Below are 15,500 nucleotides of genomic sequence, written 5' to 3' on the forward strand. Positions count from 1 at the left end.
CCCCCGTCCCGCCTGCGCCAGGACGACCCCGGCGCGGAACCGCAGTCGTCGCAGAACTTCTTCGCCGCCCGCACGGCTGCGGACAGCACAGGCGCGGATTCCCAGGCATCGCAAGACTTCTCCGCCGGCGCCCACTCCGACCATCCTGACCGCCTCGCCGACCCCGCGTCCCCGGACATGGCCGACCGCCCGACCCGCACGGGCCTGTCCGCGGCGTTCAACCGCCCACCGGCGGCCCCGGACTTCGGCCCCCACGTGGACGACCCGGCCCCGTCCTACCCGCTCTACACCCCGGCATCGGGCTTCCCTGCCACGCCTGCCGACCCGGACGAGCGCAAGCTCCCCGACCTGGACTTCAGCTCGCTCGACTTCAGCACCCCCAAGTCACAGGAGCAGCCCGCCGCCTCCGTCCCCTCCCCGGAGCCGGCGGAACACCCGGAGACACAACCGGATCCGGACCACAAGCCGCTGCCGCCCATCCCGGACCCGGTCCCGTCGGTGCCGATTCCGGACGAGATCCCGCAGTCCCCGGAACCGGACCTGCTGTCGAGCACCTTCCTGAGCTCCGCGGACGTGGAGGACGACGCCTCGGACGTCCCCACGGTCCCGGTCCGCGTGTCCCGCGCCCCGGACCAGCCGGCCTCCACCGACGTGCCACCGACGCAGGCCGACCACACCGCCCAGCCGACCTTCGGCACCCAGACCAGCTTCGGCACGCAGACCAGCTTCGGTACGCAGCCGAGCTTCGGGACTCAGAGCTTCGGCACGCAGTCCGGGTTCGGGACCCAATCCGGTTTCGGAACCCAGTCAGGCTTCGGCGCCCAACCTGGTTTCGGGGCGCAGCCCGGCTACGGTGCCCAACCCGACCCCGCCACGCCGGCTGAGCCGGATGCCCAGTCCGAGCCGGCCGCGCAGTACGACTTCTTCGCGGCGCAACCCGAGTCTCCGGCCCGACCGGACTCAGCCGAGTCCGCTCGGACCGAACTCGACCACGCCACCGACAGCGAGATGGCGGCGTCAGGTCTCACCACGCCGACCGTCAGCGAACCGGTGGGCGACGCGACCCCCGCCGAGTCCAATGACGAGTCCGGCACGCGAGCAAGCCGTCCGAGCAGCCGCCGCAAGCCGAGCGACCTGAGCCTCGCCGACCTGCTCGCCGAAGCTCTCGTCGCCTACGAGACAGGCCGCCGCTCCGATGAGGAGCAGCTCGACTCCGCGGACATGACCGCCCCGGACTGGTCGGCGGTCGAACCCGGGCCTTCCCCGGAAGCCTCCGTTCCGGAGCCATCCGACGCGGCGGAGCAGTCCTACCTGCCGGAACGATCCGCCGAGGTTGAGCAGCCGTCCAGCGCGGATTCCCTCTTCCGTCCGGGGGAGTCGTTCGGCTCGCATCAGGCCTCAGCGGAGTCGGCCGGCTCGGACTCGGACTTTCGCCCTGGCCAGTCGTTCGGCTCGCCTGAGCTGGGCGCGGACACCACGTCCGGTTCGGACTCCTATTTCGGTTCTGGTCCGTCGTTCGGCGGGCAAGAGGATTCGGCTGCGGAGGCGCGGCCCGGTTCGGACTTCCTCTTCGGCGCTGGTCAGTCCTTCGGTGCACAGCAGGAATCGTCCGCGGAAGCTCGGACCAGTTCGGACCCCGTCTTCAGGCCCGGCGAGCCCTTCAGCTCACCGGAGTCAGGCGAAGCCCGGCCCAGCTCGGAGTCCTACTTCCTCCCCGAGCAGCCCTTCACCCCTCAGTCGTACTCCCCGGACCCGGCTCGACCCACCCAGGAGCCGGCCCAGCCGTCGGAGTCCGAGAAAACCGGCCCGATCGTCCCCGTGGGCGCCGCGCCGGACAGCGAGACCACCGGCCCCATCCGCCCCGTCCCGCCAGCCGGTCCCGCCGGGTGGACGTTGCCGGGGACGTGACAGTGGCCAGCTCCACACTTCGGAGCGCCCGCGAGGAAGAGATCTCCTCAACAGCGAGATGACCACCCGAAGGTGTGCGGTGGGTTATTTACACGGTTCGGCGGTGAGCACGACGCCGCCGGGCCATGATCGTTGTGTGTGCCACGGATCGACCGGATGCCGGGGCCGGCTCGCTCGTCGGAGCCGGCCGGTGTGCTGTCGCGTCCACGATGCGGAATGCGTTGCCGCCACTGATGATGTGACTCGATTCAGCCCTCGATTCAGTGGTCCGTCAGTGCCCCTCCCGTTGCCGGTGACGGCCCACACCCCATCTAGGGTGGGGTCGGACCCGGCACACAGAGGTGCCGGATAGCGTGGAGTCGCCTGAAGATGACCTCGACTGGAGCCCCGACCCGAACCGACGATGCCTCCGCGGTGAGTACCGCGGACGGCGAAAGTCGAACGGCCAGTCCTGAGCAGGTCCGTGACGAGCTGATCGAACGGGCCGCCGCCAATGCCCCCGAACTCGCTGATCTGATCCGCCTTTTCTACCGGCACGTGCCCGCTGAGGAAGTCAACGACGACGACCCGGTGGACCTCGTCGGAGCGGTGCGGTCGAACTACCAGCTCGCTGAGAGCCGCGTCCCCGGACGCGCCGCGGTGCGCATTCTGAACCCGACACGCGCGACCGACGGGTGGCAGTGTCCTGTCACCGTGGTCCAGGTTGTGACGGACGACATGCCGTACCTCGTGGACTCGGTCGCGTCCGAGCTCACGCGCGGCGGTGTGCAGGTGCAGCGCGTTGTGCACCCGATCGTCGTGGTGCGCCGTGATCCGGTCACCGGTGAGCGCATCGAGGTGCTGCCGACCGCGGATCCGGCCGACCCGCCCGCGGACGCGCTGGCCGAGTCGTGGATGAACATCGAGGTCGACCTCATCACCGACGCCGATCGGGCCCGCGAGCTCGAGAACAGGCTGCTGACGGTGCTGACCGACGTCCGCGAGGTCGTCGAGGACACCGACCGCATGGTCACCACGGCGTTGCAGCTGGCCGACGAGCTGGAGAAGGACTCGTCCGAGGACACCACGGACGGCGCGAAGCTGCTCAAGTGGCTTGCGGACGGGCACTTCACGTTCATGGGCTACCGGCAGTACGAGCTGGTACAGGAGGACGGTGAACCCGCGCTGCGGGCCGTGCTCGCGAGTGGTCTCGGCGTGCTGCGGCAGGACAGCCTCGCGGCGCGCAGCCTGACCGCGGGCCCGGACAACGGCGCGCAGGCGCTCAGCCCCGAACTGCTGGTGCTGACCCAGGCGAGTGCGCAGAGCAGTGTGCACCGCAGCGTCTACCCGTACTACGTGGGCGTGAAGACGTTCGACGGCGAGGGCAACGTCTCCGGTGAGCACCGGTTCCTCGGCGTCTTCAGCACCACGGCGCTGCACGAGGACGTGCTCGACATCCCCGTGATCGAGCGCCGGGTGCGCGACGTGATCCACCGCGCCGGCTTCCCGCTGCAGTCGTACTCGGGCCAGCGGATGCTCGAGGTGATCCAGAACTACCCGCGCACCGAGCTGTTCTCGGTCGACGCCGACACGCTCTACCAGACGACGACGGGCGTCATCGCGCTCGCGGAGCGGCGGCGGCTGCGGCTGTTCCTGCGGCGCGACCCGTACGGCCGCTTCTTCTCGTGCCTGGTCTACCTGCCGCGCGACCGCTACACGACGACGAGCCGCCTCGCGATGCAGGAGGTGCTGCTCGCCGAGCTCGGCGGCCTGAACCTCGAGTACAGCGCGCGCATCGGCGAGTCCGCTCTGGCGCGCGTGCACTTCATGGTGCACACGGACCCGGCCCGCACGATCGAGCCGGACACCATGGCGATCCAGCACAAGCTCGCCGAGGCCGTGCGCAGCTGGGACGACCGCATGGTCGAGGCCGTCGTCGGTGACGACGGCGTCGGCGCCGAGTCGGCCACCGAGCAGGGCCAGCGGTTCGCCGCGGTGTTCCCGGAGGCCTACAAGGAGGACTTCCCTGCGAGCACGGGCCTCGAGGACTACCGGCGCATCGAGGCGCTCGCCGAGGGCGACCTCGACATGGTGTTCTACGTGCCGGACGACGCCGAGCCGGGGGAGCGGCGCTTCAAGCTGTTCGTGACCGGTGAAGGCATCACGCTGTCCGACGTGCTGCCGATGCTGCAGCGCATGGGCGTGATCGTCGTCGACGAGCGGCCGTACGAGATCGCTCGTGAAGACGGCGTGCAGTGCTGGATCTACGACTTCGGCCTGCGCATCAACGCCGCGGCGCTCGCTCAGCTGTCCGAGGCTGACCTCGAGAACGTGCGCGTGCGGTTCCAGGACGCGTTCGCCGCGGTCTGGCGCGGTGAGGCCGAGGTCGACAGGTTCAACTCGCTGGTGCTGCAGGCCGGGCTCACCTGGCAGCAGGCCGCGATGCTGCGCGCGTACGCGAAGTACCTGCGCCAGGCGGGCACGCCGTACTCGCAGGACTACATCGAGGACGCCGTGCTCGGCCACACGAGCGTGGCGATCGCGCTGGTCGCGTTGTTCGAGGCCAGATTCGACCCGCGGCTCGACGACGCCACACGCGCGGACCGCACCGAGACGATGGTCGTCGAGACCGGCAAGCTGATCGACGACGTCACGAGCCTGGACGCGGACCGCATCCTGCGCAGCCTCCTCACGCTGATCAACGCCACGCTGCGGACGAACTACTTCTTCCGCGACGCGGAGGGCAACGCCCGCCCGTACCTGTCGGTCAAGCTCGACCCGCAGGCGATCCCGGACCTGCCGGCCCCGCGGCCGAAGTTCGAGATCTTCGTGTACTCGCCGCGGATCGAAGGCGTGCACCTGCGGTTCGGCTCGGTGGCGCGTGGTGGTCTGCGCTGGTCCGACCGCCGCGAGGACTTCCGCACGGAGATCCTCGGCCTGGTGAAGGCGCAGGCGGTGAAGAACGCGGTGATCGTGCCGGTCGGCGCGAAGGGCGGCTTCGTCGTCAAGCGCCCGATCCCGGCGACCGGTGACCCCGGCATCGACCGCGAGAACTTCATGTCCGAGGGCATCGCCTGCTACAAGATGTTCATCTCGGGCCTGCTCGACCTCACCGACAACCTGATCAACAACGAGGTCGTGCCCGCGCCGCAGGTCGTGCGCTACGACGGCGACGACACGTACCTGGTCGTGGCCGCGGACAAGGGCACCGCGACGTTCTCCGACATCGCCAACGGCGTGAGCCAGAGCTACGGCTTCTGGCTGGGCGACGCGTTCGCCTCCGGTGGCTCGATCGGCTACGACCACAAGGCCATGGGCATCACGGCCAAGGGCGCGTGGGAGAGCGTGAAGCGCTCGTTCCGCGAGCTCGGCGTGGACACCCAGAGCGAGGAGTTCACCGTCGTCGGCATCGGCGACATGTCCGGTGACGTGTTCGGCAACGGCATGATGCTGTCCGAGCACATCCGGCTCGTGGCCGCGTTCGACCACCGGCACATCTTCATCGACCCGGACCCGGTCGCGGACACGTCGTACGCCGAGCGTGTGCGGCTGTTCACCGTGCCGCGCTCGTCGTGGGACGACTACGACCGCTCGCTGATCAGCGAGGGCGGCGGCATCTTCCCGCTGACGGCGAAGTCGATCCCGGTCTCCGAGCAGGCCCGCGTTGCGCTGGGACTGCCGGAGGGCGTGGTGAAGCTGTCGCCGCCGGAGCTGAAGAAGGCGATCCTGCTCGCGCCGGTCGACCTGCTCTGGAACGGCGGCATCGGCACGTACGTGAAGGCGTCGACCGAGTCGCACGCCGACGTCGGCGACAAGGCCAACGACGCGATCCGCGTCAACGGCGCCGACCTGCGCGTCAAGGTCGTCGGCGAGGGCGGCAACCTGGGCCTGACCCAGCGCGGCCGCATCGAGTTCGCGCGCATCGGTGGCAAGGTCAACACCGACGCGCTCGACAACTCCGCGGGCGTCGACTGCTCCGACCACGAGGTCAACATCAAGATCCTGCTGGACCAGCTGGTCCGGGAGGGATCGCTCGAGCAGCAGCAGCGCAATGACGTCCTCGGCGAGATGACCGACGAGGTCGGCGAGCTCGTGCTGGCGGACAACTACTCGCAGAACAACGTCCTCGGCGTCAGCCGGGCGCACGCGGGCCCGATGCTGTCGGTGCACGCGCGCCTCACGGCCGACCTCGAGCAGCGCGGCGCGCTCAACCGCAAGCTGGAGGCGCTGCCGAGCGTGGCGGAGTTCAAGGCGCTGGAGAAGAACGGCGAAGGCCTCACGTCGCCGGAGCTCTCCACGCTGCTCGCGTTCACCAAGCTCACGCTGAAGGAAGAGCTGCTCGCGAGCGACATCCCGACGATCGACACGTTCAAGAACAAGCTGCCGGACTACTTCCCGAGCCTGCTGCGCGAGCGTTTCGGCGCGGCCATCCCGAACCACCCGCTGGCCAAGCAGATCATCACCACGGTGGTCGTCAACGAGGTGGTCGACGGCGGTGGCGTGTCCTACGCCTTCCGCCTGGCAGAGGAGATGAGCGCGCCGGCGACCGACGCGGTCCGCTCCTACGCCGTGGTCACGGAGGTCTTCGACCTGCCGTCGATCTGGCGCGAGATCCAGGCGCTGGACAACGTGGTGCCGACGGACGTCCAGGACAACATGGTTCTGGAGACCCGCCGTCTCCTGGACCGCGCGTCCCGCTGGCTGCTCTCCAACCGCCCTCAGCCGCTGCCGGTGGGCTCGACGATCAACCGCTTCCGCGGCGTGGTCTCCGAGCTCAGCCCCTTCGCCCTGGACCTGTTGCAGGGCAAGGAGTACAGCGTGGTCGCCGACAAGGCGGACAGGTTCGTCGAACAGGGCGTCCCCGCCGAGCTCGCCCGCAAGGTCGCGGCCCTGCTCTACATGTACGGCCTGCTCGACGTCACCGAGATCGCCGAGCTCGCCGAACGCGAGATCGGCCCGGCCGGTGGAATGGGCCCCGAGCGTTCGCACCGGGAGACGGCCGAGCTGTACTTCGCGCTCTCCGACCACCTCGACATCGACCACATGCTGGACTCGGTGACGAACCTGGAGCGCGGCAACCGCTGGCACGCCCTGGCCCGCCTGGCTCTCCGCGACGACTTCTACTCCTCGCTGCGGGCCATCACCCTCGACGTGCTGAGGGCGAGCGACCTGGGCGACACGGCGAGCGAGAAGATCGCCAAGTGGGAGCAGGCCAACGCTTCCCGCCTTTCTCGCTCGCGCGGTGCGCTGGACGAGATCAACCGGGTCCACCAGCTGGACCTGGCCACCCTGTCCGTCGCCGCACGGCAGGTGCGGAGCATGGTCCGGTAAAGCTCAGCAGTTCGTCGCCGGGGCGCTGTGGACGACTCTCCACCGCGCCCCGGCGCTGTTCCGGGCTGTTTTCGCAGCTCAAGATGGTGTCGCCCGAGTTATCCACAGGTTTTCGGAGGCACAGGGAACCGAAATTGTCTCTCACTCGTTGCGCCAGGAGGAAGCGCGCGGGGGAGCACGTGCGTCGTGTCGGATACAGCGGCGAGCGACCAGGATCGTCGTGTCGAATGCGGTGGTCGTCAGCTGACTCGTCGTCCCTGTACCCGCCAGCACAGCGCGTAGGCCGGGCCCGAGTTGAGTCGGGCAGGTCAGCATGGGGCACCCCCGAGGTACTGTGCCGCACCAGGCCAGCACGGGGCATCTGAGGCACTGTGCCGCACCAGGCCAGGTTGCCAGTCGCCAGGTTGCCAGTCGGATCCCAGAGACAGATCGTCAGGCCGAGCGGGTTCAGGTGAGACGTCGAGACGCTCCCGCCGTCGGCCGGCCACACAACAGGCCACGTGGCTGTGCGGCATCGGCCATGGCGGCGATCAGACCAACAAGACGATCAGACCAACAAGATGATCAGGCCAAACAAGAGGGTTCGGGGTGGGGATGGCTCTACCGCTACGGGTGGGTAGGGTCCCTGTATGGGTGTCTTCGTCACTGGTGTGCGACCGCGGTGGTCGGACATGGATGCGTTCGGCCACGTCAACCACGCGAACACCGTGACGTTGCTGGAAGAGGCCCGGATCGAGCTGCTGTTCACCGAGGCGGCGCGCCACGGGGTCAAAGAGATGGCCGAGGGCATGGTCGTGGCGCGGCTGGTGGTCGACTACGTCGCGCCGATCGTGTTCACCGGCGAGGCCATCGTGGTCGAGATGTCGGTGCGGGAGTTGAAGTCCGCGTCGTTCACGCTCGACTACGTGGTGCGCGGCAGCCGCGAGCTGGACAGCCCTGTGGTCACCAGGGCGGAGACGCTCATGGCGCCCTACAACGTGACGACCGCACGGCCGCGGCGGCTGACCGAGGCCGAGCGTGATTTTCTCGCCGGGTGGCGGGCAGGGGGTAATGGTGCCTGAGCTGGTGTTGGCCGACGCGGCCGAGAGAGACGACCTCGGGGCGTTCGCGGCGCGGGCGGTGCGGCTGGACGGGCAGACCGTGGTGCGGCTGCGCAACCGCAACGAGGAGCTGCTCGACGCGTGGGTCGCCACGCCGTTCGACACGCTCGCCACGCGAACCGTTGCGGGACAGGCGAATCCGGCTGACGTGACGGTGTCCGGTTCCGAGCTGCTGACGGGACTCGCGGTCATGCGCGACGAACGCATCGATCCGGGGCCCGCCAAGGACCTGATGTGGCGCTCGGCCCTGCCGCCCGCTGAGGGCTGGCTCATGGTCGACCGGTTGCCCGTCGAGGTCATTGCGAAGCTCGCGGACGAGGGCGTCGAGGTGGCGCGGGAGAACACCGGGCCGCAAGGGACGCCGCCGGCCTCGTTGCTGGATCAGACGGTACTGACGGTCAGCGGGTCCGGCTTGGACGTGAAGATCCCGCTGCGGTGCCTGTTCGCGTTGTCGGGCATGGGTTTTCTCGGCGACAACGGCGAGGTCCGGGTCACCGCGACCGACTCGTGGCTGCGGATCGACGCCAAGTTCGGCGCCGTGGTCCGCCGGCGGCACTCGATGCTGCCGCTGCTCGTCTGACATCGGCGCTGACCTGGAGTTAGCTTCAGGTTCGCCGTGGGAGAATTCGGGGCGCCGCAAGCGGATGCGCGTGGCACGATGTCGCGCGTGTCCGCCGAAACGCACGAAACGAACGAAGGCCACGAAGCGCACGAGGAGACCGAGTACCGCGTCTCGACGCTGGAGCTCTTCTTCGACCTGGTCTTCGTCTTCACGATCACGCAGCTGACGAGCACGCTGGCCGACGACACGTCACCGCTCGGGTTCGCGCGGGTCGTGATCATGCTGTTCGTGATCCTCTGGATGTACTTCGGGTACGTCTGGCTCACCAACTCCGTCCCGCCGAACACCACTGTGCGGCGGTTGCTGCTCATGGGCGGCATGGGCGGGTTCCTGGTCATCGCGCTGGCGATTCCGAACGCCTTCGGCGCAGCCGGTGCCGCGTTCGGCGTCGGCTACCTGATCGTGAACCTGGTGCACTCCGGCCTGTTCATCTCGGCAGGCGGCCCCGGATCGGCGGCGGCCATGGCACGGCTCGCGCCGTTCAACCTCGGGTCTGCCGGACTGGTGATGGCCGGTGGGTTCCTGCCACCCGCGGCGAGGGCGGCGGCGTGGACCGCCGCGGTGGTGCTCATGATCGTGTCGCCGTACGTGAACCGGCGGCACGGGGAGTTCCGCATCAGGTCGGCGCACTTCGTGGAGCGGCACGGCCTGGTGGTCATCGTCGCGCTCGGAGAGTCGATCATCGCGATCGGCATCGGGGCGGCGGGTCTGCCGCTCAACCTGGAGCTCGTGGTGGCGGCGTTGCTCGGTCTCGCGCTCGTCTACCAGCTCTGGTGGTGCTACTTCGGCCGCGAGCAGGACACGCGCGCCGAGCACAGCCTCGCGAGCATGACGCCATCCGACCGGGCACGGGCGGCGCTGTCGGCGTTCGGGTGGGCGCACGCGCCGATCCTGCTCGGCATCGTCGTCGTGGCGGTCGGAGTGAAGAAGACGATCGGCCACGCCACCGAGCACCTCTACCTCAGCGGCGCGCTGGCACTGGGTGGCGGGGCGGCGATCTTCCTCGTCGGCGAGATCTACTTCCGGTGGCGGCTCAGGATCGGCGCCAACAAGTGGCGGATCATCGCCGCCATCGCCGCTCTCGCGACTGTGCCGATCGGGTTGTGGCTGGCCATCGCCCAGGTCGCGGCACTGGTGCTCGTGTTCGGCGCACTGCTCGCGGTGGAGCAGAAGACGCAGGCGTGACTCTTTCAGAGGCCGCGGGCTTTTCACCCGCGGTCCCCTGTCGAGAACTGTCGGTCAGACGAGCCAGACCGCGGTGTCCGGAGGCAGCTGATCGCCGTCCATCGGGCCGGACGACAGCAGCACCTGGCCGGGAGGCAGCGGCACGGACGCACCGGACGTGTTGAGCGCGCAGATCAGGCCGCCACCCTTGCGGCGGAACGCGAAGCAGCCCGCCGGGGCGCCGTACCACTCCAGCTCCTCGCCGGCGAACCCCGCGTTGGACTTCCTGTGCTCCAGCGCCTCCCGGTACAGGGACAGCATGGAACCGGGGTCCTCCAGCTGGGCTTCCGCCGTGAGGTGGTCCCACTCGTTCGGCTGCGGCAGCCACGTGTTCACCGCGGTGGAGAACCCGAACGGCGGGGTGGTGCCCTCCCACGGGATCGGCACGCGGCAGCCGTCACGGCCGCGCTCGGTGTGGCCGGAGCGCTCCCACGTGGGGTCCTGCAGCGCCCAGTCGGGCAGCTCCACGTTCGGCAGGCCGAGCTCTTCGCCGTTGTAGAGGTAGATCACGCCCGGCAGGGCCAGTTCGACCAACGTCATCGCGCGGGCCCGCTGCTCGCCGAGCGCGCCACCGCCGTAGCGGGTCACGTGGCGCACCACGTCGTGGTTCGAGAGCGTCCACGTCGCCGAGGTCCCGGAGAGCGCGACGGCGCCCAGCGAGTGCTCGATGGCCGTACGCACGGCGTCGGCGTCGAAGCCGGCCTCGACCAGCCGGAAGTTGAAGCCCAGGTGCAGCTCGTCGGGGCGGACGTAGGCGGCGAAGCGCTCGTCGTCCTTCACCCAGATCTCGCCGACGGCCATGGTGCCGGGGTAGCCGTCCATGACCTTGCGGATCATGCGGTGGATCTCGTGCACGCCTTCGTTGTCGAAGCGCGGGTCGTGGGCGTCGTCGGACAGCACGCCGGGAACCTGCGCCCGGATCTCCATGTCCGGCAGGCCCTCCGGCTTGGCCATGCCGTGCGCCACGTCGATGCGGAAGCCGTCGACGCCGCGGTCCAGCCAGAAGCGCAGCGTGTGCTCCAGGTCGGCGCGGACCTCCGGGTGGTCCCAGTTGAGGTCGGGCTGCTCGGGCGCGAACAGGTGCAGGTACCACTGGCCGTCGGGCACGCGGGTCCAGGCGGGTCCGCCGAAGACGGACACCCAGTTGTTCGGCGGCTGCGAGCCGTCGAAGCCGCGGCCCTCGCGGAAGATGTAGCGAGACCGCTCCATGCTGCCGGGCCCGGCCTGCAGCGCCTCCTGGAACCACTCGTGGAGGTCGCTGGTGTGGTTCGGGACCAGGTCGACGGTCACCCGGATGTTGTGCTCGTGCGCGTCCGCCACCAGCCGGTCGAACGCGGCCAGGTCACCGAAGAGCGGGTCCACGTCGCGCGGGTCGGCCACGTCGTAGCCGTGGTCGGCCATCGGCGAGCGGTAGAACGGGGTGAGCCACAGGGCGTCGACACCGAGCAGTTCCAGGTAACCGAGGCGGGACCGGATGCCGTCGAGGTCGCCGACGCCGTCGCCGTTGGAATCGGCGAAGGAGCGCACGTAGACCTGGTAGAAGACGGCGTCACGCCACCAGACGGACTCTTCGGCGATCTCGGTGGTGAGGTCGGAGGATCGTCGCACGGGGGGTCATCCTGCCATTCGTCTCGCTGCGAAAGGACCCGATCGGTGATGGGCGATCAAGACCAGCTGTTCATCAGGCTGTTCGCGGCCATCTCGAGGTAGTCCCAGAGCTGCTTGCGGTGGGCCTCGTCCAGGCCTGCCTCGTCGACGGCGATCCGCATGCAGCGCAGCCACGCGTCCCGTTCGATCGGTCCGATCTTGAACGGTACGTGACGCATCCGCAGCCTCGGGTGGCCGCGGTTGTCCGAGTACGTGTGCGGGCCGCCCCAGTACTGCATGAGGAACAGCCGCAGCCGCTCCTCCGCAGGTCCGAGGTCCTCGTCCGGGTACAGGGGGAGGAGGACCTCGTCAGCCTTCACCTCTTTGTAGAAGCGCGCGACGATGCGGTGAAACGTCTCCTCGCCACCGACCTGTTCGAAGAAGCTCACGGGGTTGCCCACACAACCATCCTGACTCACGCGAGCCGCGGCGCGCAGGCCGCCCCGGCTATTGGCTCCGCCACAGGGGCGTGAACTGGCAGGACGCCGGTTGATCGCCGTCTCGAATGGGTGTTCTAACTCACTTGGCCGTGAAGCCCGCTTCTTCGAGCGCCGGCATCAGCTGCGCGCGCAGGTTGCGCTGGACCGCCCACTGGCGTCCTGGACGCGTCTTCACGGTGACACGCAGGGTGATGTTCTCCGGCGTGAACTTCTCCACGCCGAGCACCTCGGGCTTGGCCGTGATGTCCGTCTTCAACGGCTCGGTGTCGGCCACTTCGGCGACTCGGCGCTCCAGCACCTTGGTGGCCTCGGCGAGGTTCGCGCCGTAGCTCAGCGGCAGGTCGACGACGGCGACCGCGAAGCCCTGCGACGAGTTGCCGACGCGCAGGATCTCGCCGTTGCGGACGTACCAGACCGTGCCGCCGGTGTCACGGATCGTGGTGGTGCGCAACGCCACCGCCTCGACGGTGCCGGTCGCCGGGCCGAGGTCCACGACGTCGCCGACGCCGTACTGGTCCTCGAGCAGCATGAACATGCCGGCCAGGAAGTCCTTCACCAGGTTCTGGGCGCCGAAACCGATCGCGACGCCCAGGATGCCGGCCGAGGTCAGGATCGGCGTGATGTTGATGTTCACCACGAGCAGGATCTCCAGGAACGCGATTCCGAAGATCAGGATCGTGACGATGGACTTCAGCACCGAGCCGATGGTCTTCGCCCGCTGCTCGCGGCGTTCGGAGATCAGGTTCCCGAGCGCCTGCGGAGCGCGTTCTCTCAACGGCTTGAGCAGACCCGGCTTCTTGCCCTCCTTGCCGGGCGTCGTGATCCGGTCGATGACCTTGCGCAGCATGGCCCTGATCACGAAGGCGGCGATCAGGATCAGGACGATCTTGATCGCGCCCGCGAGGATCGTGGGACCGTACTTCTCGAAGAACTCGACCGCCTGCGCGGTCTTGTTCGCGGCGTCATCCACTGGACTCGTCGCCAACACGTGTTCGTGCCCTCCTACAACTCCATGCCGGTGGCATTGGCCAGGAACGTCAGTTGGTCCACGGCGAGAGCGACCGTCCGGCTGACCGACCTGCCTGCGTGACCGACCTCGGTCTCGCGGCGGATCAGCACCGGGTGCTTGGCCGGATCACTTGTCGAAGCGTGCTGCAAGGCCGCGCACATCTTCCTGGCGTGGTTGGGGTCCACACGAGAATCCGACTCGAACACCGTGAACAGGACCGAAGGGTACTCAACATCGGCTTCGACGCGGTGGTACGGAGAGTAGGACAACAGCCAATCCAACTCCTCGGGAACCGAAGCGCTGCCGTATTCGTCGGCCCACAACCGTCCGAGCAGGAACTTCTCGTAGCGCACCATGTCGAGCAGTGGCGCTGAGCACACCACGGCCGCGTAGAGCTCGGGACGCTGGGTGAGAGCGGCGCCGACGAGCAGGCCGCCGTTGGAGCCGCCCATGATCGAGAGCTGCTGCGGCGTGGTCCACCCGTCGCGCACCAGGCGTTCCGCGGCGGAGTGGAAGTCGTCGAACACGTTCTGCTTGTTGGCGCGCATGCCGGCGACGTGCCAGTCCTCGCCTTCCTCATCGCCACCGCGCAACGACACGTGCACCCACACGCCGCCCGCTTCCACCCACGCCAGGGTGGTCGCGCTGTAGCCGGGGCCGCGGCCGATCGCGAAGCCGCCGTAGCCGGTGAGCAGCGTGGGACGGGGCAGGTCGGGCTTCTGCTCGCCGCTCACCACGAACATCCGCACGGTCGTGCCGTCCTTGGACGTGTACGCGATCTGCTGCGTCGTCACGGTCGGCAGCGCGACGCGACCGGGCGCCGCCTCGTGCAGCACGGTCTCGCCGGTGGAGGTCGAGAAGCGGAACACCGACTGCGGCGTCACGAAGTCCGTCCATCCGAACCACAACGTGTCCTGGTCGTGGTCGGTGTGAGCGTCCACGACGGACATGCCGTGCAGCGAACCGGTGCCGGGCAGCGGGATCTCCTGCTTGTACGCGCCGGTGGCGGCGTCGTGCAGGTGCAGTTCGGACACCGCGTGCCGGGTGCGCAGCACGACGAGATCGCCGTTGAGCCACCGCACGCCGTCGAGCACCGAGTCCGGTTCCTCGCTGATGAGCTCGGTCCACTCGGCGGGGTTCGCGGGATCGGCGACGCAGAGGCGCTGCCGGGGCGCGTCCAGCGTGGTGTGCAGGTAGAGCCTGCCGTCACGCGCGACGAACGCCGAGCACTGCACGCCGGCCTCGGACAGGATCACGGGCTTGAGCGCCCCGTTGCCGTGCAGGTCCGCGATCCACACGGAGTCGTGCTTCATCGTGCTGGGCGCACCGCTCACGATCAGCCAGCGACCGTCGTGCGAGAGGTTGAGCGAGTAGTAGAAGGTGTGCTCCAGGCCGTCGCCGTGCACGTTGACGTCCGTGTCCGGGTCGGTGCCGACGCGGTGACGCCACACGCGGCGGTGGAACAGCTTCTCGTCCTCGGGCAGCAGCGCCGGGTCGAGCTGGCGCACGTAGAAGAACTCCTCGCCTCCGGCCAGCCAGCCGATGGCGGAGTAGCGGCACCTGTCGATCGGGCCCTCGATGAGCTCGCCCGACTCGACGTCGATGACGTGCAGCAGTGAGTGCTCGTTGCCGCCGACGGACACCTGGTACGCCAGGCGCGTGCCTTCGAGGCTGGGGGACCAGCCGTCCAGAGTGGTCCGGCCGGACGGGTCGAGCACGCTGACGTCGAGCAGCACACGTTCGGTGCCGTCGAGCTCGCGCACCATGACGACGGGGTGGTCCTGCTCGGGACCGCGGCGGGTGAAGAACGCCCTGCCCGCGCGCCAGGTCGGCGTGGACACCGAACCCGTGCGCATCAGCTCCTTCAGCCGCTCGCCCAGGCGTGCGCGGCCCGGCATCGCGTCCAACCAGGAACGTGCGAGCACGTCCTGGGCCTGCGACCACTCCTCGGTGCGAGGGTCCGCCGTGTCCTCGAGCCAGCGGTACGGATCGGCGACGTCACGGCCGTGAATCCGCTCGGCGAGGTTTAGCCGCTCAGCGATCGGGTAAGAGATCGTCGCTGGCAGTGGTGTGGAAGGAGCCTGAGTCACCTTGTCAAGCGTAGCGGGCGATGAAAACCATCTCCGATAGGGAGCTGGTTAACCCCGGGTTCGATCACACATCCATGACGCGTCACTTATCACACGTGATTTTTTGCTGGTATGTGTGGTCTCCTATGGCTGAACCGGTGGAGGTGGTCG

8 protein-coding genes and 1 pseudogene are annotated in these 15,500 nt (G+C 68.8%); 5 read left to right on the forward strand and 4 right to left on the reverse strand.

Annotated elements, in window-relative coordinates; all coding sequences use genetic code 11:
* From FXN61_RS04250 to FXN61_RS04270, 5 genes and pseudogenes are all read left to right on the forward strand, one after another.
* Positions 1-1,908: pseudogene (locus FXN61_RS04250) on the forward strand (hypothetical protein); the annotation flags it as partial.
* 369 nt (positions 1,909-2,277) lie between these two features.
* Positions 2,278-7,218 carry an NAD-glutamate dehydrogenase gene (locus FXN61_RS04255; protein WP_167970434.1) on the forward strand — a complete coding sequence of 1,647 codons (4,941 nt, stop codon included), beginning with the start codon at positions 2,278-2,280 and terminating at the stop codon, positions 7,216-7,218.
* A gap of 629 nt (positions 7,219-7,847) precedes the next feature.
* A complete protein-coding gene (locus FXN61_RS04260; protein WP_167970436.1) occupies positions 7,848-8,279 on the forward strand; it encodes an acyl-CoA thioesterase in 432 nt (143 codons plus the stop codon).
* Complete coding sequence (locus tag FXN61_RS04265; protein ID WP_167970560.1) at positions 8,272-8,898, forward strand: DUF8010 domain-containing protein; 627 nt, start codon at positions 8,272-8,274, stop codon at positions 8,896-8,898. The genes FXN61_RS04260 and FXN61_RS04265 overlap by 8 nt, the downstream gene beginning before the upstream one ends.
* Positions 8,899-8,985: 87 nt before the next feature.
* Positions 8,986-10,125, forward strand: a complete 1,140-nt coding sequence (locus FXN61_RS04270; RefSeq protein ID WP_223165309.1) for a low temperature requirement protein A — start codon at positions 8,986-8,988, stop codon at positions 10,123-10,125.
* 54 nt (positions 10,126-10,179) lie between these two features.
* On the opposite strand, the gene FXN61_RS04275 is transcribed toward FXN61_RS04270, so the two are convergent.
* From FXN61_RS04275 to FXN61_RS04290, 4 genes are all read right to left on the reverse strand, one after another.
* Complete coding sequence (locus FXN61_RS04275) at positions 10,180-11,772, reverse strand: glycoside hydrolase family 13 protein (protein WP_167970440.1); 1,593 nt, start codon at positions 11,770-11,772, stop codon at positions 10,180-10,182.
* Positions 11,773-11,828: 56 nt separating this feature from the next.
* A complete protein-coding gene (locus FXN61_RS04280) occupies positions 11,829-12,212 on the reverse strand; it encodes a globin (RefSeq protein ID WP_167970442.1) in 384 nt (127 codons plus the stop codon).
* A 118-nt stretch (positions 12,213-12,330) separates the two neighbouring features.
* Positions 12,331-13,158 (reverse strand): mechanosensitive ion channel family protein, encoded by an 828-nt coding sequence (locus FXN61_RS04285; protein ID WP_312877545.1) that lies wholly within the window; start codon positions 13,156-13,158, stop codon positions 12,331-12,333.
* 95 nt (positions 13,159-13,253) lie between these two features.
* Positions 13,254-15,350, reverse strand: a complete 2,097-nt coding sequence (locus tag FXN61_RS04290) for a prolyl oligopeptidase family serine peptidase (RefSeq protein WP_167970444.1) — start codon at positions 15,348-15,350, stop codon at positions 13,254-13,256.
* Positions 15,351-15,500 lie beyond the last annotated feature (150 nt).

Source organism: Lentzea indica (genome assembly GCF_012184385.1).
GTDB classification, from domain to species: domain Bacteria; phylum Actinomycetota; class Actinomycetes; order Mycobacteriales; family Pseudonocardiaceae; genus Lentzea; species Lentzea indica.

Excerpts from the sequence above, each read along its gene's own strand:
- FXN61_RS04255 (WP_167970434.1), top strand. The coding sequence starts at position 2,278 with ATGACCTCGACTGGAGCCCCGACCCGAACCGACGATGCCTCCGCGGTG.
- FXN61_RS04260 (WP_167970436.1), top strand. The coding sequence starts at position 7,848 with ATGGGTGTCTTCGTCACTGGTGTGCGACCGCGGTGGTCGGACATGGAT.